The sequence below is a fragment of the Deinococcus sonorensis KR-87 genome (assembly GCF_040256395.1).
Lineage (GTDB): Bacteria > Deinococcota > Deinococci > Deinococcales > Deinococcaceae > Deinococcus > Deinococcus sonorensis.
The window spans coordinates 146312-168487 of sequence record NZ_CP158299.1 but is presented as its reverse complement, the minus strand read 5'-3'; the positions used below and the strand labels follow the sequence as shown (position 1 = coordinate 168487).

Annotated in this window: 22 protein-coding genes; 13 read left to right on the top strand and 9 right to left on the bottom strand. The window is 70.8% G+C overall.

Annotated elements, in window-relative coordinates:
* Positions 1-132 precede the first annotated feature (132 nt).
* Together ABOD76_RS06080 and fumC are read right to left on the bottom strand one after the other, a co-directional pair.
* Positions 133-468, bottom strand: a complete 336-nt coding sequence (locus ABOD76_RS06080) for a DNA-binding protein (RefSeq protein ID WP_350243908.1) — start codon at positions 466-468, stop codon at positions 133-135.
* Positions 469-551: 83 nt separating this feature from the next.
* Positions 552-1946 (bottom strand): class II fumarate hydratase, encoded by a 1395-nt coding sequence (gene fumC, locus ABOD76_RS06075; RefSeq protein WP_350243907.1) that lies wholly within the window; start codon positions 1944-1946, stop codon positions 552-554.
* Between the two features lie 130 nt (positions 1947-2076).
* Between fumC and ABOD76_RS06070 the strand changes: the two genes are divergently transcribed.
* Both ABOD76_RS06070 and ABOD76_RS06065 read left to right on the top strand, forming a co-directional pair.
* Positions 2077-2955: a helix-turn-helix domain-containing protein gene (locus ABOD76_RS06070; protein WP_350243906.1), complete on the top strand. Its 879-nt coding sequence runs from the start codon at positions 2077-2079 to the stop codon at positions 2953-2955.
* Positions 2956-2997: 42 nt separating this feature from the next.
* A complete protein-coding gene (locus ABOD76_RS06065) occupies positions 2998-4233 on the top strand; it encodes an MFS transporter (RefSeq protein WP_350243905.1) in 1236 nt (411 codons plus the stop codon).
* Positions 4234-4284: 51 nt separating this feature from the next.
* Here ABOD76_RS06065 and ABOD76_RS06060 read toward each other — a convergent pair whose 3' ends face one another.
* The gene (locus ABOD76_RS06060) at positions 4285-5547 is read right to left on the bottom strand and encodes an MFS transporter (RefSeq protein ID WP_350243904.1); all 1263 of its coding nucleotides are present in this window, start codon (positions 5545-5547) and stop codon (positions 4285-4287) included.
* A gap of 62 nt (positions 5548-5609) precedes the next feature.
* Here ABOD76_RS06060 and ABOD76_RS06055 point away from each other — a divergent pair, with 62 nt between their 5' ends.
* Positions 5610-6239 (top strand): winged helix-turn-helix domain-containing protein, encoded by a 630-nt coding sequence (locus ABOD76_RS06055; RefSeq protein WP_350243903.1) that lies wholly within the window; start codon positions 5610-5612, stop codon positions 6237-6239.
* A gap of 122 nt (positions 6240-6361) precedes the next feature.
* Complete coding sequence (locus ABOD76_RS06050; protein WP_350243902.1) at positions 6362-7372, top strand: YpdA family putative bacillithiol disulfide reductase; 1011 nt, start codon at positions 6362-6364, stop codon at positions 7370-7372.
* 99 nt (positions 7373-7471) lie between these two features.
* Here ABOD76_RS06050 and ABOD76_RS06045 read toward each other — a convergent pair whose 3' ends face one another.
* Together ABOD76_RS06045 and ABOD76_RS06040 are read right to left on the bottom strand one after the other, a co-directional pair.
* Entirely contained in the window at positions 7472-8398 is a 927-nt protein-coding gene (locus ABOD76_RS06045) for a pseudouridine-5'-phosphate glycosidase (protein ID WP_350243901.1), read from the bottom strand.
* Positions 8399-8464: 66 nt separating this feature from the next.
* Positions 8465-9367, bottom strand: coding sequence for a carbohydrate kinase family protein (locus tag ABOD76_RS06040; RefSeq protein ID WP_350243900.1), 903 nt, complete (start codon positions 9365-9367; stop codon positions 8465-8467).
* 255 nt (positions 9368-9622) lie between these two features.
* Between ABOD76_RS06040 and ABOD76_RS06035 the strand changes: the two genes are divergently transcribed.
* On the top strand, positions 9623-9835 hold the full coding sequence (locus tag ABOD76_RS06035) for a hypothetical protein (protein WP_350243899.1): 213 nt from the start codon (positions 9623-9625) through the stop codon (positions 9833-9835).
* Here ABOD76_RS06035 and ABOD76_RS06030 read toward each other — a convergent pair.
* A complete protein-coding gene (locus ABOD76_RS06030; protein ID WP_350243898.1) occupies positions 9822-11003 on the bottom strand; it encodes a vWA domain-containing protein in 1182 nt (393 codons plus the stop codon). The two genes, ABOD76_RS06035 and ABOD76_RS06030, sit on opposite strands and share 14 nt — an antisense overlap.
* A gap of 185 nt (positions 11004-11188) precedes the next feature.
* Between ABOD76_RS06030 and ABOD76_RS06025 the strand changes: the two genes are divergently transcribed.
* The 7 genes from ABOD76_RS06025 to kynU are packed head-to-tail and all read left to right on the top strand — an operon-like array spanning position 11189 to position 19324.
* Positions 11189-12289, top strand: coding sequence for an ABC transporter substrate-binding protein (locus tag ABOD76_RS06025; RefSeq protein WP_350243897.1), 1101 nt, complete (start codon positions 11189-11191; stop codon positions 12287-12289).
* A 3-nt stretch (positions 12290-12292) separates the two neighbouring features.
* Positions 12293-14026 (top strand): ABC transporter permease, encoded by a 1734-nt coding sequence (locus tag ABOD76_RS06020; protein ID WP_350243896.1) that lies wholly within the window; start codon positions 12293-12295, stop codon positions 14024-14026.
* Positions 14027-14051: 25 nt separating this feature from the next.
* On the top strand, positions 14052-15158 hold the full coding sequence (locus tag ABOD76_RS06015; protein ID WP_350243895.1) for an ABC transporter ATP-binding protein: 1107 nt from the start codon (positions 14052-14054) through the stop codon (positions 15156-15158).
* A 53-nt stretch (positions 15159-15211) separates the two neighbouring features.
* Entirely contained in the window at positions 15212-16792 is a 1581-nt protein-coding gene (locus ABOD76_RS06010; RefSeq protein WP_350243894.1) for a sensor histidine kinase, read from the top strand.
* Positions 16789-17487 carry a response regulator gene (locus ABOD76_RS06005; RefSeq protein ID WP_350243893.1) on the top strand — a complete coding sequence of 233 codons (699 nt, stop codon included), beginning with the start codon at positions 16789-16791 and terminating at the stop codon, positions 17485-17487. The genes ABOD76_RS06010 and ABOD76_RS06005 overlap by 4 nt, the downstream gene beginning before the upstream one ends.
* 32 nt (positions 17488-17519) lie before the next feature.
* A complete protein-coding gene (locus ABOD76_RS06000; protein ID WP_350243892.1) occupies positions 17520-18143 on the top strand; it encodes a cyclase family protein in 624 nt (207 codons plus the stop codon).
* A complete protein-coding gene (kynU, locus tag ABOD76_RS05995; RefSeq protein ID WP_350243891.1) occupies positions 18140-19324 on the top strand; it encodes a kynureninase in 1185 nt (394 codons plus the stop codon). The genes ABOD76_RS06000 and kynU overlap by 4 nt, the downstream gene beginning before the upstream one ends.
* A gap of 4 nt (positions 19325-19328) precedes the next feature.
* Here the strand turns inward: kynU and ABOD76_RS05990 are convergent, their stop codons facing one another.
* From ABOD76_RS05990 to ABOD76_RS05980, 3 genes are all read right to left on the bottom strand, one after another.
* Positions 19329-19820 (bottom strand): acyl-CoA thioesterase, encoded by a 492-nt coding sequence (locus tag ABOD76_RS05990; protein WP_350243890.1) that lies wholly within the window; start codon positions 19818-19820, stop codon positions 19329-19331.
* Between the two features lie 81 nt (positions 19821-19901).
* Positions 19902-20189, bottom strand: coding sequence for a 4a-hydroxytetrahydrobiopterin dehydratase (locus tag ABOD76_RS05985; RefSeq protein ID WP_350243889.1), 288 nt, complete (start codon positions 20187-20189; stop codon positions 19902-19904).
* Positions 20186-20635: a hypothetical protein gene (locus ABOD76_RS05980; protein ID WP_350243888.1), complete on the bottom strand. Its 450-nt coding sequence runs from the start codon at positions 20633-20635 to the stop codon at positions 20186-20188. Before ABOD76_RS05980 ends, ABOD76_RS05985 begins: the two co-directional genes overlap by 4 nt.
* Before the next feature lie 67 nt (positions 20636-20702).
* Between ABOD76_RS05980 and gltX the strand changes: the two genes are divergently transcribed.
* Complete coding sequence (gltX, locus tag ABOD76_RS05975; RefSeq protein ID WP_350243887.1) at positions 20703-22166, top strand: glutamate--tRNA ligase; 1464 nt, start codon at positions 20703-20705, stop codon at positions 22164-22166.
* Positions 22167-22176 lie beyond the last annotated feature (10 nt).

The window sequence follows — 22176 nt, the reverse complement described above, 5'->3', positions numbered from 1 at the left end:
GTCAGGCCGGCGCTGTGGAGTACAGGGCCTTCCCCTTCAGGCCGCGGCGCCCGAATTGCTCCGGGGATGAAAAAACCGCCCTCTTGGGGCGGTGATGAAAACACTCTAGCGTCTTATGCAGGCGGCGTCAAGCTATGCATCCGCCTCCTGTTTGTCCAGCCGTTCCACCAGGTTCTCGCTCCACTTCCGGCCTTCATCGCCGCCCCACAGCAGCCAGGCCACGTAGCCGGCCGACGGTTTGCCGCCGTCCTCTCCGGTCTGCTTCAGGTTGTCGTGGGCGTGGCGCGGAAAGTAGCGGGCCACGTGCCGCACCTCCTCGGCGCTCAGCGAGCCGCCGGCCGCCAGCTGCTCGGCCATGTGCTCGCCCACCTCGGTGCCGCCGAACCCATGCTGCTGGTGCAGGTCCAGACCCTTCTTCGCGTTGGCCTGGACCTGCTTGGGAATGCTCAGATCAATGTGGTGGCTCATGCCTCAGAGGTACACCGCGCGGCCCGGGGCATTCGGTGGGTCTTCCTGCAGTCGGGGTTCACCGACTGTTGAGACCCGGCCGCTCAGCTGTGCGTCATGTCGAGCGGTTTGACCCACTCGGCGAACTCTGCTTCGGTCACGTAGCCCAGGCCGAGCGCCGCCTCCTTCAGGCTGCTGCCCTCCTTGTGGGCCTTCTTGGCGATGGCGGCGGCCTTGTCGTAGCCGATGTGCTTGTTGAGCGCCGTCACCTGCATCAGGTTGATGCTGAGGTTGTGCTCAATGCGCTCCAGGTTCGGCTCGATGCCCACCGCGCAGTTGTCGTTGAAGGCGAGGCAGGCGTCCGAGATCAGCCGGATGCTCTCCAGCACCGCATGGACCATCACCGGCTTGAACACGTTCAGCTGGAAGTTGCCCTGCGACCCGGCGAACGCCACGGTGGCGTCGTTGCCGAAGACGCGGGTGGCCACCATCGTCAGCGCCTCGCTCTGGGTGGGGTTCACCTTGCCGGGCATGATGCTGCTGCCCGGCTCGTTCTCGGGAATGGTGATCTCCCCGATGCCGTTGCGCGGGCCAGAGGCCAGCCAGCGCACGTCGTTGGCCATCTTCATCAGCGCGCCCGAGAGGGTCCGCAGGGCGGCGCTGGTCTGCACCAGGGCGTCGTGGGCGCTGAGGGCCGCGAACTTGTTGGCGGCGCTGCGGAACGGCACGCCGGTCTCCTGCTCGAACTTCTTCGCGGCCAGGTCACCGAACTCCGGGTGCGCGTTCAGGCCGGTGCCCACGGCCGTGCCGCCGATGGCGAGGTCGTAGAGGCCCGCCTCGCTGTGCCGCACCTCCGCGAGCGCGTAGTCCAGCTGCGCCACCCAGCCGCCGATCTCCTGCCCCAGCGTGATGGGGGTGGCGTCCTGCAGGTGGGTGCGGCCCACCTTCACCAGGTCCTGGTACTGCTCGCTCTTGGCCTGCAGCGTGTCGCGCAGGGTGCCCACGCTGCCGTACAGCCGCTCTCTCAGCTCCAGCACCACGGCGATGTGCATGGCAGTGGGGAAGGTGTCGTTGCTGCTCTGGCCGCGATTCACGTGGTCGTTCGGGTGCACCGGGGCCTTGCTGCCCAGGGTGCCGCCGGCCATCTCGATGGCCCGGTTGCTGATCACCTCGTTGGCGTTCATGTTGCTCTGGGTGCCGCTGCCGGTCTGGAACACCACCAGCGGGAAGTGGTCGTCGAGCTGCCCGGCGATCACCTCGTCGGCCGCCCGCACGATCAGGTCGGCGATGTCCTGTGGCAGCTCGCCCAGCTCGGCGTTCGCCTGGGCGGCCCCCTTCTTCAGGATGCCCAGCGCCCGGATGACCGGGCGGCCCCACACGAAGGTGTCGCGGCCAATGGGGAAGTTCTGGATGCTGCGCTGGGTCTGGGCACCCCAGTAGCGGGTCTGGTCCACGTCCAGCTGGCCCATGGTGTCGGATTCGACGCGGGTGTTGGTCATGGCCCAAGTGTAGACCGGCCCGGGTGTTACGGCCCGGGTGGCAGCGCCCCGGCTGTCTTGAACTTTTGCGACATGCGGCCCTGTTCGTTTTGCCGATGCGCCGGGCGGGGCCATCTGGCAGAGTGGGGGCATGCCGTACCAGGAATTTCTGCCGGATGCCCGTCTGCGGAACCTGGTTCACATGTACTGGCAGGTCACCGAATACCACGAGGTGCATGAGCAGGAGCACCGCTTTCTGCCAGAACGCGCGGTCCGCCTGAACTTCTACGCCGGCGACTCCTGGTACGGGTCGGTGCAGCATCCCAGCCTGGAGCCGCTCCCCACGGCGGCCATCTTCGGCATGACCCTGGGGCCGCAGCGGGTGGTGTCGGTGGGCCTGATGCGGGTGCTGAGCGTGGAAGTGTATCCGTGGGGGGCCCGCCAGCTGTTCGGCTGGCGGCTCGGGCAGGATCTGGTGGACCTGAAGCTCACGCACCCGTGGCTGTGCCGGGCGGTGTGCGCCCTGCTGGCCATGAACGCCTGGGAGGAGGCGCGGCAGATGGTGGAGGACTGGCTGCTGTCGCTGCAGGCCGAACTCGGGCGCGAACCCGGGGTGGGCGTGCAGGCCGCCACCACGCTGTACACCTCGCTGGGACAGGCGCGCATCGGCACGCTGTCGGAGGAGCTCGGGCTCAGCCAGCGCCAGCTGGAACGGCAGTTTCTGCAGGAGGTGGGCCTCAACGCCAAGACGCTGGCGCGCCTGATCCGCTTCGAGGAGGCCCAGAACCGGCTGTGGCTGGACCCGCACCGGTCGCTGGCCGCCCTCGCCTACGAGGTGGGCTTCTCGGATCAGGCGCACCTGACACGCGAGTTTCAGGCGCTGGCCCAGGTCACCCCCAGCGCGTTTGCCCGCCATACCCTGCTGCGGCTGGAGCAGAACCGCCACAGTGAGCCCTCGCTGGTCCGGGTGGCGGCAGAAACGCCGCTGGTGCCCGGGCGCTGGTCGCCCGGGTCGCCGGACGTGTCGTGATTTTTCAAGACCCCTGGACCCGGCCCCCGGTACGCTGGCCCCATGACTGAGCCCACAAGCCCAACCGCCCCCCGGGTGCCGCTGCTGTTTCTGATGGTGACGGCCTTTCTCTTCTCCATTGGCTTCGCACTGGTGTTCCCGGTGCTGCCCTTCATCGTGGCGAAGTACGTGCCCGTCGTGTCGCAGCAGGCGGCCATGATCGGGATGCTCGGCGCCGTCTACGCGCTGTGTACCTTCCTCGGCTCGCCGGTTCTGGGCGCGCTGAGCGACGCCTATGGCCGTCGCCCGGTCATCATGCTCACCCTGCTGGGTTCCGCCCTCGGGTACGTCGCCTTCGGTGTGGGCGGCAGCCTGTTCATGCTGTTCCTGGGCCGCATCATTGACGGCCTGAGCTCCGGCGGCATGAGTGCGCTCTTCGGCTACGTGGCCGACACCACCCCCGAGGAGCAGCGCGGCAAGGTGTTCGGGCAGGTCGGGGCGGTGGTGGGCGCGGGCTTCATCATCGGGCCGGCCATCGGCGGGGCGCTGTCGCACATCAGCCTCAGCACGCCGGTGTTCGTGGCGGCGGGCGTGTGCCTGCTGAACATGCTGTGGGGCGCCTTCGTGCTGCCCGAGAGCCTGAGCGCGGACCGGCGCAGCCGGCACTTCGACGCCACGCATCTCAACCCGCTCACCCAGCTGCGCGGCGCCCTGGAGCTGCCGGTGGTGCGCCGGCTGGTGTTCACCAGCGTGCTGTTCATCCTGCCGTTCTCACTGATGCAGGTGGCGCTCACGCTGCTGGCCCGCGACACGCTGCACTGGGGGCCGGCGCAGGTCAGCACGGTGTTCATGGTGGTGGGCGTGTGCGACATCGTGGCGCAGGGCGTGCTGCTGCCGCTGCTGATCTCGCGGCTGGGCGAGCGCGGCGTGGCGCTGCTGGGGCTGGCGCTGGGGGTGGTGGGCATGGCCGGCATGGCGCTGCTGCCCGCCGTGCCGGTGGCCGCCCTGCTGTATCTGAGCGTGCTGGTGTTCGCCTCGGGCGAGGGCATCTTCAACGCCTCGCTGAGCGCCCTGCTCTCGAATGCTGCGCCGGAAGACGCCCAGGGCCGGGTGCAGGGTGGGGCCAGCGCCCTGAACTCGCTGGCGCAGGTGGTCGGGCCCATCGGAGGTGGGCAGCTGTACTCGCGGCTGGGGGTCGGGCCCACCTTCGGAATCGGGTCGGGCGTGGTGGCGCTGGCGCTGCTGCTGCTCGCCAGCACCGGGCGCCGGGCCGGAGGAACCGTCAAGCAGGCGGCGTAGGACACCCATCAACGAGACCCGCCGGCCTGCATGCAGGCCGGCGGGTCTCGTTTAGAGGGCCGGGGCGGTCGGGGGCTGCCGGTCGTCCGGCGTCTCCGGAACGCTCAGGTCCGGTGGTGTGCGCTCGGCCAGCGCCACCAGCACCCAGGCCGCCCCGCCCGCCAGCACCAGCAGCCCGGCCACCGTGAAGAAGCGGGACACCGGAAAGCGGTCCACCAGCGGGGCCACCAGCAGCAGCGTCAGCGGCATGCCCAGCGTGGCCACGGTGCCCAGCACGCTGAACACCCGTCCCAGGTAGCTGGGCGGCACCATCTGCTGCATCAGGGTACTCAGCGGCGTGTTGACCAGGGCCATGGCCAGGCCCACCAGCAGCGCCGCCCCCAGCAGCCCCACGTACACCGGCCAGGCGGCCATCAGCAGGTACGCCAGCGCCAGCAGGACCATGCCGGCGGCGGTGGTGCGTTTGACCGGCAGGCGGGCCCCCAGCGCCGTGATCAGCAGGCCGCCCAGCACCGCCCCGGCGCCCTCGATGGCCAGGAAGAGCCCGTAGCCGCCGGCCCCCGGCCCCAGCGTCTCCATCAGCTTCGGCGTGATGACCGTCACCGGCGCGATGGCCGCATTCACCACGAACCCGATGACCGGCACCAGACTCAGCACCTTCGAGCGCCTCATCAGCTGCAGGCCGGACTGCACGTCGGCCAGCACGCTGCCGCGTGGCCCGGTCGCCGGAGGCCGGTGGGGAAGCCGCACCAGCGTCAGCAGCGCCGCCATGATCAGGAAGCTCAGCCCGTCCAGCAGAATCGCCACCGGCGGCCCCACCCGCGCCACCAGCACCCCGCCGCCCAGCATGCCCAGCAGCCAGGCCCCCTGCGACACGCTGCCGTTCAGGCCGTTGGCGCGGGCCAGCTGTGCTTCCGGCACCAGCTGCGGAAAGGCCGCGCCGCTGGCCGGGCCAGCAAAAATACCCGCCAGCCCGCCGATCAGGGCCGCCCCGTTGACCAGCCACAGCGGCACCTCGCCCAGCCGCAGGGCCAGCAACGCCACCGTCAGCTGCAGCAGGCCGCGCAGCACGTCCGCCCCGATCAGCGGCACCTTGAGCGGGAGGCGGTCCACCAGCGCCCCCGCCAGCGGCATCAGCAGATTGGGCCCCACCCCGCACGCCAGGGTCAGGGCCATCTGTCCGGCGGAGCCGGTCTGATGCAGCACCAGAAAACTCAGCGCGATGGAGGCCAGCGCCGAGCCCAGCTGGGACTGGGCCGAGCCGATCAGCCAGATCAGCAGGTTGCGGTTGAGCAGCGGAGCAGCGGTGGTCATGGCCCCATGGTGAACCGCAGGCTACTCAAATCACGAGGCCTGAATTCAAGTAGCCTGAACGCATGACCCTGCTGCACCGTGTGGCCACCCCGGCGCAGGCCGCCCTGCTGCTGGACGTGCGGCTGCGGACCCTGATCACCCGGTTGATGGTCGGGGAATGCAGCGCCGCCGGGTTGAGCCGGGCGCTGCAGACCCGGCTGGGGCCGGTGCACTATCAGCTTCAGAAACTGGTTTGGGCCGGGGTGGCGGAGGTCAGCCGCACCGAGCCGCGCGCCGGGCGACCCGTCCGCTACTACCGGGTGCCGCCCAGGTGGTTCATTCCCTTCGAGGTGACCGGGGCCGAGACGCTCGAGCAGTTCGCCCAGGGGCAGGTCATGCCGCGCATGCAGCGCTTCGTGCAGCTGGGCCTGAAGCAGCTGTACGGCACCTTCAGGCTCTGGGGCTACTGGCTGGAGCATCACAACCAGACGAGCAGCCTGCACCTGGGCAACCCGGACCACACCGCCCTGCAGCTGTTCGCGGGCGACGAGCCGGTTCTGTTCAACGTCTGCGGGCTGCGGCTGAACCGGGAGCGGGCCAGCCTGCTGAAGCAGCGGCTGCTGGCCGTGCTGGAAGACGAGGCGTTTCAGGACATGCCGGGAGCAGACTCGTACAGCCTGGGCCTGCTGCTGGTCCAGGGTGAGGTGGACTAGGAACGGGCCACCGCTGCCTGAGAGGAACATTCATCCGGGCAGAGAGGCGGGGTCCACCCCTGCCGTCCCGCCTGGGTTCCTCTGCCTTCCCTTACGGTCTGCGGCCCGCAGGGTGCGGCACAATGGCCCTCATGATTGACGTGGCGATTGTGGGAGCAGGGCCGGTGGGACTGGCGGCGGCCATCGCGGCCAAGCGGGCGGGGCTGAGTTATGTGGTGCTGGAGAAGGGGTGCGTGGTGAACGCGATTTTCGATTACCCCACCTACATGACCTTCTTCACCACCGCGCCGGAGCTGGAAATCGGCAACCACCCGATGGTGACGGGGCACGACAAGCCGGACCGCAAGGACGCGCTGATGTACTACCGGCTGGTGGCGCAGCGCGAGCAGCTGAACATCCGCCAGTACACCGAGGTGACGCGCATCCACGCGGCCCCGGCTGGCTTCACCGTGGAGGTGGAGGCCAAGGACGGCCAGCAGGGTGTGGTGGAGGCGCGGCGGGTGCTGGTCGCCACCGGCTACTACGACAACCCGCTGCACCTGGGTATTCCCGGCGAGGACGGCGAGAACGTCTCGCACTACTACACCGAGGCGCACCCGTTCTTCGGGCTGAACGTGACGGTCATCGGGGCCGGCAACAGCGCCGCGGACGCCGCCCTGGACCTGTGGCGCAGCGGTGCCAACGTGACCATGGTGGTGCGCGCACCGGAACTCAAGAGCACCATCAAGTACTGGGTGCGGCCGGACCTGGAGAACCGCATCAAGGAGGGCAGCATCAGCGCCCTGTTCGAGTCGCAGGTGCTGGAGATCCACCCGGATCACGTGCTGGTGCAGGGACCGAGCGGCAGCACCACCCCGCTGCCCACCGACTTCACCTTCGCGCTGACCGGCTACCGGCCCAACCTGAGCTTCATGCAGGCGCTGGGCTTGGACACCCAGCCGGACGAGTGTCTGGTGCTGAGCGAGCACTACGAGAGCAGCGTGCCGGGCCTGTTCGTGGCCGGCAGCGCGGGCTTTGCCGGGCGCACCAATCAGGTGTTCATCGAGAACGGCCGCTTCCACGCCGACGTGGCAATGGCCGAGATCGTGCGGCAGCTGCAGGCGCAGGAGCAGCCGGTGGGCAGCACCGACTGAAGCGCCGGGAAATAAGAGGCGGGCGCATGGACCAGTTTCCATGCGCCCGCCTCTTGTTCTGGCTGAGCTACCCGGTGGGCTTTGCCGCCAGGCCGCGCCTCAGTTCATGCCCATGGCCATATAGGCTTCGGCCACCTGGGCCGCCACCGCCGCGTTGTGCTTGACCAGCGCGATGTTGGTGCTCAGGCTGCGGCCACCGGTGATTTCCACGATGCGTCCCAGCAGGTACGGCGTGGTGTGCTTGCCGGTGATCTCCAGCGCGTCCATGTCTGAGAGGGCCTGCTGGATGTGGGGGGTGATCTCGGCCGCCGGAATCTCGCTGGCTTCCGGCACCGGGTTGGCCAGCAGCACCCCGCCGCCCAGCCCCAGCTCCCACTTGGCACGCAGCACCCGCGCCGCCTGCTCCGGCGTGTCCACCGTCAGCGGCGAGGGGTGCCCGCTCTGGCGGCTGTAGAAGGCCGGAAATTCGTCCGCGCCCAGCGTGATGACCGGCACGCCCTGCGTCTCCAGATACTCCAGCGTCAGCGCGATGTCCAGAATGCTCTTGACCCCCGCGCTCACCACGCATACCTCACTTCGGCTCAGCTCGGTCAGGTCGGCGCTTACGTCCATGCTGCGCTCCGCGCCGCGGTGCACGCCACCGGTCCCGCCGGTGGCGAACACCCGGATGCCGGCCAGATGGGCGATCCGCATAGTGCTGGCGACGGTGGTGGCCCCGTGGCCGCCCAGCGCCACCGTGACCGGCAGGTCGCGGGTGCTGATCTTCTGCACGGCCTTGTCGGTGGCCAGCAGTTCCAGTTCGTCCGGCGAGAGACCCACCTTGATGCGGCCGTGCAGCACCGCAATGGTGGCGGGGGTCGCGCCGTGCTGCCGCACCAGCGCCTCCACCTCGCGGGCGGTCTGCACGTTCTGCGGATACGGCATGCCGTGGCTGATGATGGTACTTTCCAGCGCCACCACCGGGCGGCCCAGCTCCAGGGCGTCGCGCACTTCAGGGGTGTAGTCGAGCTGCGGGTTCAGGGGCATAGGTGTTCCTCCGGGCATGAGACGAGGGGTCAGGGGCGAACTCCACCCGGCCCGGCGCGCCGCAGGTCAGCGCACCACAGAGCCGAGGTCTGGCCGCACAGTGTACTCGCTTTCCACCGTCCGGGCGGCGCAGCGGTGGCCCAGGTGCAGCGCGTCCGGCAGCGCCAGCCCCCGCAGCAGGCCCGCGCAAAGGCCCGCCAGCAGCGCGTCGCCGGCGCCGGTCACGTCGCGCACCCGGGCCTCGGGGGCGCCGGTCTGCAGGGGGGCCGGCTGCCCGTGGACGTACAGCCGGCTGCCGGCCCGCCCCTGCGTGAGCAGCACGTGCTGCACCCCCTGCTCCAGCAGCTGCCGGGCCGCCCGGTCCGGGTCCGGCTCGCCGGTCAGCGCTTCCAGTTCGGCCCGGTCGGGCGTGATCAGGTACAGGCCCGAGAGCTGGCCACGCAGCGGGGCCGCCTTGGGCGCACTCACCGGGTCCAGGAGCGCCGGCACGCCCGCCTGCCGCGCCGCGTCCAGCAGCAGCAGCAGCGTGGCGGAGGGCAGGTTGGCGTCCAGCACCAGCAGGGCGGCCCCGGCCACCTGACTGCGCCACGACCCCACCCGCTCTGGCGTAAGCTGATCGGTGAGTTGCATGGCCGCCAGCCCGATCAGCAGCTCGCCGTGGTGGTCCAGCACCGCCGTGTAGGTACCGGTCGGGCCGGAGAGGCGCAGCACGCCGCTCACGTCCACCCCGGCCGCCCCGGTCTGCTGCAGCACCGCGTCGCCCAGCGGGTCGCGGCCCACCGCGCCCAGCAGCCGCACGGCCACGGCCAGCCGCGCCAGGTTCTCAGCGACGTTGCGGGCCACGCCGCCGGGCGTCATGCGGCTGTGGGCCGGGTTGCTGGTGTGCAGCTGCGGCGGGGCCAGCGTCTGACTCTTGAGGTCGGCGTTGATGCCGCCGATCACCAGCGCGGGGGAGGAGGGAGCGGGCACCCGGCCACTGTAGCGCTGCCCGGCGGCGCTACACTTTCAGCATGCTTCCCGAATCGGTGGCCCGCGAGATCATCAGCTCGCACCAGCAGCGTCCGCGCAACCGGGGTGAGCTGCCCGGCGCCCCCTTTGCCGCGCTGGACAACCCCAGCTGCGGCGATCAGGTGACGGTCTGGGCGCAGCGGGAGGGCGAACAGCTCGCCGCGGTGCACTTCGAGGGACGACGGCTGTGCCATCAGTCAGGCGTCGGCCAGCCTGATGACCCAGGCGCTGAGCGGCCGCACCGTGGCCGACGCGCAGGCGCTGGCGGCCCACTTCCGGGCCATGGTGATGGGGGAGGAGGCCCCCGACCCCGCGCTCGGTGACCTGCAGGCGCTGCAGGGCGTGAGCCGGCTGCACGCCCGGCGCAAGTGCGCGCTGCTCGCCTGGAACGCGCTGGAGCAGGCGCTGGCCGGCCCTACCCCCGGCTGAGCCGCCGCAGCTGCCCCGGCAGTGCCGCCAGGGCCGGCACCCCATCGGCCGCCGCGAACACGTCCACCAGCGGCAGCGCCGCCGCCATGCCGCGCGCCAACGGCTGGTAGCCGGGCAGGCCCGCCAGCGGGTTGAGCCACACCAGCAGGCCGCTGCGCCGCCGCAACTCACGCAGGGCGCGGGCCAGCACCTCCGGCTCGCCGGTGTCCAGGCCGTCACTCAGGATCAGCACCAGCGTGTCGGGGCTCAGGCGGGCCTGTTCGTCGTGCGCCAGCCGCAGCAGGCTCTCCCCGATGCGGGTGCCGCCGCCCCAGGCGTCGCCCAGCGGCGGCAGCTGCAGCTCCAGCCGCCGGCCGTGGGTGCGGGTGGCCAGCCGCAGCTGCGGGGTCAGGCGGGTCAGGCCAGTGCTGAAGGTGTACAGCTCCACCTGCTGGCTCCGCAGCTGCAGCGCGGCGGCGTAGCGCAGCAGCAGGCCGGTGTGGGCCGCCATGCTGCGGCTGCCGTCCAGCACCAGCAGGAAGCGCGGCCGGCGCCGGGGGTGACCCTGGTAGCGCACCTGTGCCGGGTCGCCGCTGGTGCGCAGCGCTGCGTGCAGGGTGCGCCGGAAGTCGAAGCGGGGGCCGCGCGGCATGGCCTTCCAGCGTCGGGCGTGCCCCAGCCGCACCTGCCGCACCAGGGCGCTGGCGGCGTGCAGCAGCGGGGTCAGGTCGTCGGCGTGGGCCTGCGGCGCCTCCCCCTGCCCGGCGTGCGGGCTCAGCTGCGAGCGTAGGCTGCGGGCCGTGTCCCCGGCGTCCTGCTCGTCGTCTCCGGCTGTTTCACCCAGCGGGTGCAGCTGGGGGGTCTCCAGGCCGTCGGCGTCCTCGGGCGGTGTGTCCGGCGCCGCGTCGGGCGAGGAGGCGGCCGGGGGGGAGGCGCCCGGCACCTCCTCGATGTCGTGCTGCAGGAAATGCTGGTCAAAGAGCGCGTCGAAGGTGGCGCGCTCGCTGTGGCGGGCCGTCAGGATCATCCGCAGGGCGTCGCGCTGGGTGAGCGGGTCCAGCAGCGTGAGCAGCCCCATCGCCTGCAGCGCGTCGGCGGTCTCGGCCGGCCCGACCGTCAGCCCGGCCTGCCGCAGCCGCCGGGTGAAGGCGGTGAGGCTGGCGCTCAGGGAGCCGCTGGAAGAGGGCATGGCCGCAGTGTAGAGCGTGCAGATCGGCCGGGGCGGAGTTGTGTTCACGGCCATGAACATCACACACGCAATGCACGCAAGTGCGGCGGGCCGCCCTGCCCCCCCTACGCTGAAGCCACCGAAAACACAGTTGCCAGCGCAGCGCCCCCGGCGGCTGCCTGGGCCCACTCCAGGAGGAAGACCCTATGCGTTCACTGCCCGTCCGACAGGTCCTGATGACCCTCAGCCTCGCCCTGCCCGCCCTTGCCAGCGCCCAGACGGTGCCGGGCGGCTACCCGGCCAGCTACGCCAGCATCATTGACGCCGCCAAGAAGGAAAAGAAGCTGACCATCTACTCGTCCACCGACCAGGCGAGCGCTCAGTTCCTGGTGGACGACTTCAAGAAGCTCTACCCCTTCGTCAACGTGGAGTACCAGGACATCGGCACGTCGCAGCTGTACAGCCGCTACATCAGCGAGGCGGCAGCCGGGTCGCCCAGCGCCGACCTGCTGTGGAGCAGCGCCATGGACCTGCAGGTCAGCCTGGCCAGCCAGGGCTACGCGCTGACCTATGCCAGCCCGGAACTCAAGAACTTCGGGCCGGAGAGCAACTACCAGAATCAGGCGTACGGCACCACCCTGGAGCCGGTCGCGCTGATCTACAACAAGCGGCTGGTCAAGGCCAGCGACCTGCCGGCCACCCACGCGGCCTTCGCCACGCTGCTGAACAGCGGCAAGCTGACCGGCAAGCTGGCCACCTGGGACCCGGAGAAGAGCGGCGTGGGCTTCACGCTCACCGAGTACGACAACCAGGTCACCAAGAACTTCGCGGGCGTGATGGCCGGGCTGGGCAAGAGCCAGGCGGGCCTGTACAGCAGTACCGGCGCCATGATCGAGAAGGTGGTGAGCGGTGAGGCCCTGTACGGCTACAACATCATCGGCAGCTACGCGCTGCTGCGCCAGCAGAAGGTGCCGGACCTGGGCATGCGCTTCTGGAAGGACGGCACCGTGGCCTTCCAGCGGGTCGCGTTCATCAGCAAGACGGCTTCCAGCCCCAACTCGGCCAAGCTGTTCCTGGACTACCTGCTGTCGCGCCGCGGCCAGCTGGTGATGGCCAACCAGTCGCTGATCTACGCGCTGCGCGGCGACGTGGCCGGCAAGGCCACCCGCGTCACGCTGACGAGCGCGGTGGGCGGGGCGGCCAACCTGAAGGTGATTCCGGTGAGCAAGGCGCTGCTGAGCAACCTGGACCAGGGCACCCGCGCCACCTTCCTGAACAGCTGGCGCAAGGCTGTGAAGGGCAACTAGGCCATGACCGCCGCGCCGACCCCCAGCGGGCGCGAGCGTGCCCAGCTCCCCGTCCGCACCGTGAAGGTGCCGGGCGGGGGCTGGTGGCTGCTGCTCGCCGCCGTGAGCCTCGCAGTGCTGTCGCCGCTGCTGCTGCTCGCCTACCAGAGCCTGCTCTCCAACCCCTTCTTCGCGCCGGTCAAGACTGCCGGCCTCCAGGCGTACCAGCAGGTGCTGACCGACGCCGCCTTCTGGCGGGCCTTCGGCAACAGCGCGGTGCTGGCCGCCGCCATGATCTTCATTGCGGTGCCGCTCGGGGCGCTGCTGGCCTTTCTGGTCACCAAGACCGACCTGCCGATGGGCCGGGCCTTCGAGGTGCTGCTGCTGACCCCCATCTTCGTATCGCCGATCGTGCTGGGCGTGGGCTTCATCGTAGCGCTGGGACCGAGCGGCTTCCTGAGCGCGTGGTACATGCAGACCTTCGGCGTGACCGGGGTGCCGTGGACCATTTACACGCTGCCGGCCATCGCCCTGATCGCGGGCCTTACTCACGTGCCGTACGTGTACCTGTACGTCAGCACCACCATGAAGAACCTGGACGCCAGCCTGGAGGAGGCGGCCCGGCTGAGCGGTGCGAACGTCTGGACCGTGATGATGCGCGTCACGCTGCCGCTGGTGCGCCCGGCCCTGGTGTACAGCGCCATGCTGATGCTGCTGCTCGGCTTCGAGATCTTCGGGCTGCCGCTGGTGCTGGGTGACGCGCGCGGCGTGGACGTGATCACCACCTACCTGTACCGCCTGACCGCCATCACCGGCGTGCCGGCCTATGGCCCGATGGCGGTGGTGGCCGTCACGCTGATCCTGCTGGCGCTGATCATCGTGTTTATGCAGCGCAGCCTGTCGCGCACCCGCGGCAGCTACGCCTCGCTCGGCAGCAAGGGCTACCGCAGCGAGCGGCTGCGGCTGGGCGCATGGCGCTGGCCGCTGACCGTGCTGACCGTGCTGTACCTGCTGTTCGCGGTGGTGGTGCCGATGAGCGGCGTGCTGCTGCGCAGCCTGGTGAGCAGCTGGGGACCCGGCGTGAACCTGCTGCATGCCCTGAGCCTGCAGAATTACCTCTCCGTCTTCCACACGCCGGACCTGAGCCGCGCCATCCTGAACACCGTGGTGCTGGCCTGCGTGGGCGGCGCGCTGGCCGTGGCGGTGTATCTGCTGGTGGCGCTGGCCATCCAGCGGGCGCCGCGCGGGGTGAGCCGCACCCTGGACTACGTGGCGGGCCTGCCGCGCGCCGTGCCGGGGCTGATCATGGGCCTGGCGATGCTGTGGCTGTTCCTGTTCGTGCCGTTCCTGAAGCCCATGCGCCCCACCCTGCTGAGCATCGCCATCGCGTACACGGTGGTGTGGATGCCGTACGGCGTGCGGCTGCTGAACGCCACCCTCTCGCAGGTGAGCCGTGACCTGGAGGAGGCCGCCCGCATCGGCGGCGCCAACGCCACCCAGGCGTTCCTGCGCGCCACCCTGCCGGTGCTGCGCCCGGGGCTGGTGGCCGCGTGGCTGCTGATCTTCATGCAGTTCGTGCGCGAGTACTCCACCGGCGTGTACCTGCTGACGCCCGGCACCGAGGTGCTGGGTGCCCAGATCGTGCAGCTGTGGGGCACCGGCGCGGTGGACGCCATCGCCGCGCTGTCCAGCGTCCAGATTCTGATCATCGTGGTGGTCTATGCCCTGGCCACCCGCATCGGTGTGCGGCCCGGCTGAGCCGCGCCCCACCCCGGAGGTACCTATGACCCTGACTGCTTCTGCCCAGACGCCCAGCATGCCCGTGGCCCGGCCGGTGGCCCTCGAAATTCAGAACCTGGGCAAGCGCCTGGGCGGCAACACCATCCTGGACGGCCTCAACCTGCAGGTGCACGAGGGCGAGATCGTGGCGCTGCTGGGCCCCAGCGGCAGCGGCAAGACCACCCTGCTGCGCTGCATCAGCGGCCTGGAGGCGCCGGACGCCGGCACGCTGACCATCGCCGGGCGCGAGATGTACAACGCCGGGCGCCGGCTGAACGTGCCGCCGGAGGGGCGCAACCTGGGGCTGGTGTTCCAGAGCTACGCGCTGTGGCCGCACCGCACCGTGGCCCAGAACGTGGCCTTCGGGCTGGAGCAGCGCCGCGTGCCGAAGGCCGAGCTGACCGAGCGGGTGCAGGCGGTGCTGGACCAGCTGGGGCTGGGCGCCCTGGCCGGCCGTTATCCGGGCCAGCTGTCCGGCGGGCAGCAGCAGCGGGTATCGCTGGCCCGCGCCTTCGTGACCGAGCCGAGCGTGCTGCTGCTGGACGAGCCGCTCAGCAACCTGGACGCCAAGCTGCGCGAGCACGCCCGGGTGTGGCTGCGCGAGGCGCTGAACGCCAGCGGCAAGACCGCCATCTTCGTGACGCATGACCAGTCCGAGGCGATGGCGGTGGCGGACCGGGTGGCGATCCTGCGCGGCGGCCGGCTGACCCAGTACGACGCGCCGGAGCAGGTCTACGCGCACCCGAACTCGCTGTTCGTGGCCGACTTCATCGGCAACCCCAACATCCTGGAGGCCAGCAACCCGCGCCCCGACGGCCACCTGACCCGGGTGGACGTGTACGGCACCTCGCTGGTGGGGGTGGGCGTCCCGGACCCGGAACTGAATGGACAGACGCGGGTGGTGCTGCGGCAGGAGGCGCTGCTGCCGGGGGCACCGGGCCAGCCGAACACCCTCTCGGCCCGGCGGGTGAGCAGCGTGTTCCTGGGGCCGGTCTGGGAGCACTGGGTGGAGATTCACGGCCAGCGGCTGCGCTTCCACACCCCGGGCCGCCTCACGGACGAGCAGGTGCACATCCACATCCCGGCCAACCAGCTGCTGATCTTCTACTGAGCGTGCCTGGACTCCTACCTGTGAGGGGGGCGAGCCTGCACACTGAAGGCAGGATGCGCCGCCCTCCCTACTCCCTGCGCCCCGGCATTGTGGGGCGGCTGGTGGTGCTGCACCTGCTGGTGCTGGTGTCGCTCACGCTGCTGCTGGGCGGCATCGAGGTGTTGTTCTTGCAGCGCAGCGTGCGCGACGAGCTGGGCCAGCGCGCGCTCGGCACCTCCCGGCTGGTGGCGTCCATGACGGAGGTGGTGCAGGCGGCCACGCGCGGGCAGCCGGACCCGGCCTTCAACCGCACCATCAACCGCCTGCGCCAGAACGTCGGCGCCGACTACATCGTGGTGGGCAACGTGCAGGGCGTGCGGCTGGCGCACCCCAATGCCCAGGCGATCGGCCGGCCGATGGAGGGCGGCGACAACGCCGGGCCGCTGGCAGGCCGCGAGATCGTCAGCACCGCGCGCGGCTCGCTGGGGCTGGCGGTGCGCGGCAAGGTGCCGGTGCGGGCGGCCAACGGGCGGGTGGTGGGGGTGGTCAGCACCGGGTACCTGATGCCGCGCATCGACCGGCTGGCGGCGCAGGTGGCCCGGGCGGTGCTGCCGTGGTTCCTGCTGGCGCTGCTGCTGGGGACGGTCGGCGCGGTGGTGATCGCCCGGCGCCTGAAACGCGAGATCCTGAACCTGGAGCCGGAACAGATCGCGGCGCTGGTACAGCAGCACGAGGGCGTGCTGTCGGCGCTGCGCGAGGCGGTGATCGCGGTGGACCGGCGCGGCCAGCTCACCCTGGGCAACCCGCGCGCGCTGGCCGCGCTGGACCTCAGCGAGTCGCAGGTGCCAATGCCGCTGGCCATCAGCTGGCCGGAGCTGCACGCAGCGCTGGGGGCGCTGCCGCCGGGCAGCGCGCCGGTCCGCGACCTGGACGTGCGGCTGCGCGGCGCCCCGGTGCTGGTGAATGTGGAGCGGCTGGCCGGGGGCGGGCTGGTGGCCAGCTTCCGCGACCGGGCCGAGCTGATGCGGCTGGCCGAGGAGCTGACCCACGTGCGCGGCTTCGTGGACGTGCTGCGCGCCCAGACCCACGAACATCAGAACCGGCTGCACACGCTCAGCGGGCTATTGCAGCTGGGCCGACCTCAGGACGCGCTGCAGCTGATCCGCCAGGAGGTGCAGCGCGACGCGGACCTGCGCGGCCTGCTGCGCGACGTGGCGGTGCCACGGCTGGCGGCCCTGTTGATCGGCAAGCGCGAACGCGCCGCCGAACTGGGCCTGGGCTTTCATCTGGAGCCGGGCGCCAACCTGGGTGCCCACTGGGACAGCAGCAGCGAGACGCTGGTGACGGGCGCCGGCAACCTGATCGAGAACGCCTTCGAGGCGCTGCGCGGGCAGGGGCAGGGCACCGTCACCGTCTCGATCGGGGAGGACCCGGAGGGCGTGCAGCTGGAAGTGATGGACGACGGGCCGGGGGTGCCGCCGGAGCTGACGCAGCGCATCCTGGAGCGCGGCTTCAGCACCCGGGGCGAGGGGCGCGGCTACGGGCTGGCGCTGGTGCTGGCGCGGGTGCAGGCGAGTGGCGGGCAGCTGCGGCACTTCCGGCGCGGACAGCAGACGGTGTTCCAGCTGAGCCTGCCGCTGCAGGAGCGCCGGTGAACCCCGGGGCCGGGCCGATCCGGGTGCTGCTGGTCGAGGATGACCTGTGGGTGGCGCGGGTCAACCGCGAGCTGGTGGACGCCTGGCCGGGCGCCGAGGTGGTGGGCACCGCGTCCACGCTGGCCGAGGGGGAGCGGCTGCTGGCCACGCTGAAACCGGAGCTGCTGCTGCTGGACGTGTACCTGCCGGACGGCAGCGGCCTGTCGCTGTTGCAGGCGGTCCGGGCGTCCGGGCAGGCCCTGGAGGTCATTCTGCTGACGGCGGCCGACGACGTGGTCACGGTGCAGCAGGCGCTCGCACTGGGGGCCAGCGACTACGTGATCAAGCCGTTCGAGCGCGAGCGGCTGTACGCCGCGCTGCAGCGGGTGCAGCTGCGCCGCCGGCCCCTGCCGGCCCACCTGACCCAGCGGCACCTGGACCGCTTTCTGGGCCTGGATACGGTGCAGAACCTCCCCAAAGGCATCGACGCCGAGACGCTGCAGCGGGTGCAGGGCCTGCTGGCGGCTCAGGGGCGCAGCCTGAGCGCCGAGGAGGTCGGGGCGCAGGTGGGCATCAGCCGGGTGACGGCCTGGCGGTACCTGGAGTATCTGGTCCAGGCGGGCCAGGCGGTGCTGGATTTCACCTACGGTCAGCCGGGCCGGCCCACCAAGCTGTACCGGTCGGCAAGGCAGGCGGACGGGCCGGAGCCGACCTGATGCTCCGGCGGCCGGTGGGGTAGCCTGGGGCCATGCAACCGATCGACATCTCGCGCGTGCTGAACGCCGGGCATCCCAACTGGCCCGGCGACGTCAGCTTCGTGGTGGAACCGGCCCTGCGCATCCGTCAGGGCGACTCGGTCAACACCGGGGTGCTGCGCACCTCCACCCACACCGGCACCCACGTGGACGCCCCCTGGCACTACGACGACGCGGGGGAGACGCTGGAGCAGGTGCCGCTGGACGTGTACATCGGTCCGGCGCTGGTGCTGGACGTGCGCGGCCATAGCCCGGTCCCGGCCTCGGTGCTGGACGGGCTGGAGCAGGTGCCGGAGCGGCTGCTGCTGTACACCGGACAGCCGGAACGCTGGACCCAGTTCCCCGAGGACTTCGCTGCTCTCTCGCCCGAGTTCGTGCGGGCGGCGGCTCAGCGCGGGGTGCGGCTGGTCGGCACCGATTCGCCCAGCGTGGACCCGCTGACCAGCAAGACCCTGGATGCCCACCACACCTTCGCGGAACTTGGCGTGTACATCCTGGAGGGCCTGAACCTCTCGGCGGCGGCGCCGGGCCACTACACTCTGGTGTGCCTGCCGCTGCCGCTGGGCGGGGTGGACGGAGCGCCGGCCCGCGCCGTGCTGATGGACGCCCGGCCGTGAGGCGCGAGGCGTTCGCGGTGCCGCCCGGCATCTACCTGGACGGCAACAGCCTGGGGCTCCAGCCACACGCCGCCCACGCGCGGGTGCAGCAGCGGCTGGCCGAGTGGGGGGAGCAGGCCGCGCTCGGCTGGGACGACTGGTTCGGGCTGGCCGAGCGGCTGTCGCCCGCCATCGCCCGGCTGGTGGGGGCGCACCCGGACGAGGTGATCGCCACCGGCAGCATCACCAGCAACCTGCACGCGCTGGTGGGCACCCTGTACCGCCCGGAAGGCCGGCGGCGGCACATCGTGGCCACGGCGCTGGACTTTCCCACCGACCTGTACGCGCTGGCCGCCTGGGCCGAGCGCGGGGGCGGCGAGCTGCGCCTGATTCCCAGCCGTGACGGCCACACCCTGCACGATGATGACCTGCAGGCGGCCTTCACGGATGAGGTGGCGCTGGTGCTGCTGCCCACCGTGCTGTACCGCAGCGGACAGCTGCTGGACGTGGCGGGCCTCACCGCCGCGGCGCAGCGGGCGGGCGCCCTGATCGGCTGGGACGCAGCCCACACCATCGGGGCGCTGCCGCACGCCTTCCACGAGCACGGCGCGGACTTCGCGGTGTGGTGCCACTACAAGTACGTGAACGCCGGTCCTGGCGCGCCGGGTGGCCTGTACCTGCACCGGCGGCACCACCACCTGACCCCGGCATTGCCCGGCTGGTGGGGCAACGACAAGGGCAGCCAGTTCGAGATGGCGCCCGGCTACCTCAAGGCATCCGGCGCGGCCGCCTACCAGATGGGCACCCCGCCGATCCTGAGTCTGGCGGCGCTGGAGGGGGCCCTGTCGGTGTTCGAGGACCTGGAGATGACGGCGGTGCGCGAGCGGAGCCTCCAGCTCACCGACCTCTTGATCCGGCTGGCCGATGAGCACCTGCCGGAGTTGCAGCTGGTGACCCCCCGCGAGCACGCCCGGCGCGGCGGCCACGTCTCGTTCGCGCACCCGGAGGCGCACGCCCTGTCGCTGGCGCTGCGGGCGCGTCAGATCGTGCCGGACTACCGGGAGCCGGACGTGCTGCGGCTGGCCCCGGTGGCGCTCTATACCCGCCCCGAGGAGCTGGAGACGCTGGTGCAGGTGCTGCGCGGGCTGCTGGACAGCGGCGGGCACCTGCAGCATCAGCGGGTGGCGGGGGCCGTCACCTGAGCCTTTAAAAGCCGAATTTGGACAGCAGCTCCGCGGTGGGGCGCTTGGGCCGGCCGCTGTCCGGGTCCACCCAGACCCACTCGGTTTGACCGTCCACCACCAGGTCGCCGGTATCGGCGTGGGTGATGCGGTTGGTGCGGATGGCCCGCAGCCCGGTGGCCCCGCTGATGCAGGTGTGGATATTGATGTCCTCGTCCAGCCGGGCCGGGCGATGGTAGTGGATGGTGTGCTTGCGCACCACCGCCACCGTGCCCAGCCGCACCATCTCCTCAAAGCCGGCGCCCACCGCCTCGGCGTGGGCGCGGGCCACATCCTCAATCCAGCGCAGGTACACCACGTTGTTGACGTGGCCCAGCTCGTCCAGCTCGGCTTCGCGCACGGTCAGGCTGATCTGGTATTCGTTCAGGACATCCGACGGGACCGGCTGCACCGGAACGCTCAGGGCGGGCCGCTGCACCGGGACCGGCGCGGGCTTCAGAAGGGGCTCGTTCGACACTGGGCCTACCCTAGCGTATCGCTCCACCGCTGCGCCCTGAGCGAGCGCTACAGGAATTGTCATCTGGCGCCCAGAGAAGCGTCAGAACAGTCCGTTGACCGCGCTGGCCTCCCGCAGGTCCAGGGCCGTGACGCCGCCCGCGTCGTGGGTGCTGTAGCGGACCTGCACCCGCCGGTAGCCGATCAGCAGGTCCGGGTGATGGTCGCTGGCCTCAGCCTGGGTCGCCACCCGCACGGCAAAGGCCACGCCGGCCTGATAGCTGGGAAACTGAAATTCCAGCGTCACGCTGCTGGTGTCGCCGCTCCAGCCGTCCGGCAGCTGGTCGGCCAGCTCTTCGGCGCTCAGGCGGGTCCGGGCGGCGCGGCTCACGGCTGCCTCAGCTGCAGCGTGCCGGAGCCGTCGTCCACCGGCTGCAGCTGCCGGGTGACGGGGTTGCACTGTTCATGCGTGACGTGGCCCGTGGCGCTGCGGCCATCCTGTTGAAAGGTCAGGCGGACGCTGTAGCGCTCGCTCAGGTCCGGGGTGCAGCGTCCGCCGCTGCCGCTGGCGGCCCACAACTGCACGGTGGCGGGGCTGCCGGGGGTGTTCAGGCCGTGCAGGGTCAGCACCTGTCCGGTGGCCAGGCTGCGGACCTGGGCCGACACCTGCTGGCCCTGACTCTGCAGCCGCACCTGCAGGGCCGCCTGCTCGCCGTCCGACGACACCACCTGCCCCAGGTACGTGCCGCTGATGTCCGGCGCTGCGGCCGGCACCCCGGTCCGGCCACACGCCGCCAGCAGCACGCCCAGCACCAGCACCGCCCGTTTCGCCGTCATCCTGAGTCCAGTGTACCAGCCGTCCAGGGGGCGAAGCGCCCCGGCCTGCTTTCGCTATCCTGAAACGATGACAGCTCCCGTGACCACCCGCATCGCGCCCAGCCCCACCGGCGACCCGCATGTCGGCACCGCCTATCAGGCGCTCTTCAACTACGTGTACGCCCGCCAGCACGCAGGAAAGTTCATCGTCCGGATCGAGGACACCGATCGCACCCGGTACAGCGCCGCGTCCGAGGACAAGATCCTGAACATGCTCGACTGGATTGGCCTGACGCCCGACGCCAGCCCGCGCCACGAGGACGACCGGGGGCCCTACACCCAGTCGCAGCGGGCGGGCCTCCATCAGCAGCTCGCCCAGCAGCTGCTGGATGAGGGCAAGGCCTACCGGGCCTTCGACACCAGCGAGGAGCTGGAGGCCCGGCGCAAGGCGGCCGAGGCGAGTGGCGAGAGCTACCGCGGCTACGACCGCCGCGACCGCGAGCTGAGCCGGGAGGAGAGCGACCGCCGTGCGGCGGCGGGCGAGCCGTTCGTGATCCGTCTGAAGGTGCCGCTGACCGGTGAGACGGTGGTGCGCGACCGGCTGCGCGGCGACGTGGTGTTCCAGAACAGCGAGCTGGACGACAAGGTGCTGCTCAAGGCCGACGGCTTCCCCACCTACCACCTGGCGGCCATGGCCGACGATCACCTGATGGGCGTGACCCACGTGATCCGCGCCGAGGAGTGGCTCACCAGCACGCCCATCCATATTCAGATCCTGCAGGCGTTCGGCTGGGAGCAGCCGGAGTGGATTCACACCCCCTGGCTGCTCGGTACCGGCGGCAAGAAGCTCAGCAAGCGTCGGGGCGACGCTTCGGCCGCCAGTTACATCGAGATGGGCGTGATCCGGGAGGCGCTGCTGAACTACCTGGGCATGATGGGCTGGACCATGCCGCCGGACCCCGAGACCGGCGAGCCGCGCGAGATCTTCAGCGTGCAGGACATGATCGAGCACTTTTCCTGGGACCGGGTGAGCCTGGGCGGCTCGGTCTTCGATCTGGAGAAGCTCAAGTGGCTGAACGGCAAGTACCTGCGCGAGGTGCTGACGCCCGAGCAGGTGCGCGAGCGGCTGTACAGCTACCTGTCGGAGCGCGGCTTCACCGCCCCCAACGACGACTACTTCGCCCAGGTGGTGGTGATGCTGACCCCGCGCATCGAACTGCTGGGTGAGTTTCTGGCCAAGACGCCCTACTTCTGGAGCGAGGACTATCCGGTCACCGACAAGGCCGCCACGCTCATCGCAGAAGGGCAGGACCTGCTGCGCGCCGCCCGCGAGCGGCTGGCCGGGCTCCCGGACTTCCGCCATGACACCACCGATGTGGCCCTCCGCGCGCTGGCCCAGGAGCTAGGCGTCAAGCCGGGCAAGCTGATGCAGCCGCTGCGGGCGGCGGTGGCCGGCACCAGCGAGAGCCCTGGCCTGTTCGAGCTGCTGGAGGCGCTGGGTCAGGCGCGGGTGCTCGACCGCCTCGACCGCGCCCTTCAGCCGGCCGGCTGAGCGGTGGAGT

What these genes read in the sequence shown, in the direction of transcription:
- ABOD76_RS06070 (WP_350243906.1), top strand. Translation starts at nt 2,077, where the DNA reads ATGCCGTACCAGGAATTTCTGCCGGATGCCCGTCTGCGGAACCTGGTT.
- ABOD76_RS06000 (WP_350243892.1), top strand. Translation starts at nt 17,520, where the DNA reads ATGCAACCGATCGACATCTCGCGCGTGCTGAACGCCGGGCATCCCAAC.
- ABOD76_RS06025 (WP_350243897.1), top strand. Translation starts at nt 11,189, where the DNA reads ATGCGTTCACTGCCCGTCCGACAGGTCCTGATGACCCTCAGCCTCGCC.
- ABOD76_RS06055 (WP_350243903.1), top strand. Translation starts at nt 5,610, where the DNA reads ATGACCCTGCTGCACCGTGTGGCCACCCCGGCGCAGGCCGCCCTGCTG.
- ABOD76_RS06050 (WP_350243902.1), top strand. Translation starts at nt 6,362, where the DNA reads ATGGCCCTCATGATTGACGTGGCGATTGTGGGAGCAGGGCCGGTGGGA.
- ABOD76_RS06065 (WP_350243905.1), top strand. Translation starts at nt 2,998, where the DNA reads ATGACTGAGCCCACAAGCCCAACCGCCCCCCGGGTGCCGCTGCTGTTT.
- ABOD76_RS06015 (WP_350243895.1), top strand. Translation starts at nt 14,052, where the DNA reads ATGACCCTGACTGCTTCTGCCCAGACGCCCAGCATGCCCGTGGCCCGG.
- gltX (WP_350243887.1), top strand. Translation starts at nt 20,703, where the DNA reads ATGACAGCTCCCGTGACCACCCGCATCGCGCCCAGCCCCACCGGCGAC.
- ABOD76_RS06080 (WP_350243908.1), bottom strand. Translation starts at nt 468, where the DNA reads ATGAGCCACCACATTGATCTGAGCATTCCCAAGCAGGTCCAGGCCAAC.
- ABOD76_RS06020 (WP_350243896.1), top strand. Translation starts at nt 12,293, where the DNA reads ATGACCGCCGCGCCGACCCCCAGCGGGCGCGAGCGTGCCCAGCTCCCC.
- ABOD76_RS06060 (WP_350243904.1), bottom strand. Translation starts at nt 5,547, where the DNA reads ATGACCACCGCTGCTCCGCTGCTCAACCGCAACCTGCTGATCTGGCTG.
- ABOD76_RS06045 (WP_350243901.1), bottom strand. Translation starts at nt 8,398, where the DNA reads ATGCCCCTGAACCCGCAGCTCGACTACACCCCTGAAGTGCGCGACGCC.
- ABOD76_RS06030 (WP_350243898.1), bottom strand. Translation starts at nt 11,003, where the DNA reads ATGCCCTCTTCCAGCGGCTCCCTGAGCGCCAGCCTCACCGCCTTCACC.
- ABOD76_RS05980 (WP_350243888.1), bottom strand. Translation starts at nt 20,635, where the DNA reads ATGACGGCGAAACGGGCGGTGCTGGTGCTGGGCGTGCTGCTGGCGGCG.
- ABOD76_RS06035 (WP_350243899.1), top strand. Translation starts at nt 9,623, where the DNA reads ATGACCCAGGCGCTGAGCGGCCGCACCGTGGCCGACGCGCAGGCGCTG.
- fumC (WP_350243907.1), bottom strand. Translation starts at nt 1,946, where the DNA reads ATGACCAACACCCGCGTCGAATCCGACACCATGGGCCAGCTGGACGTG.
- ABOD76_RS06010 (WP_350243894.1), top strand. Translation starts at nt 15,212, where the DNA reads ATGCGCCGCCCTCCCTACTCCCTGCGCCCCGGCATTGTGGGGCGGCTG.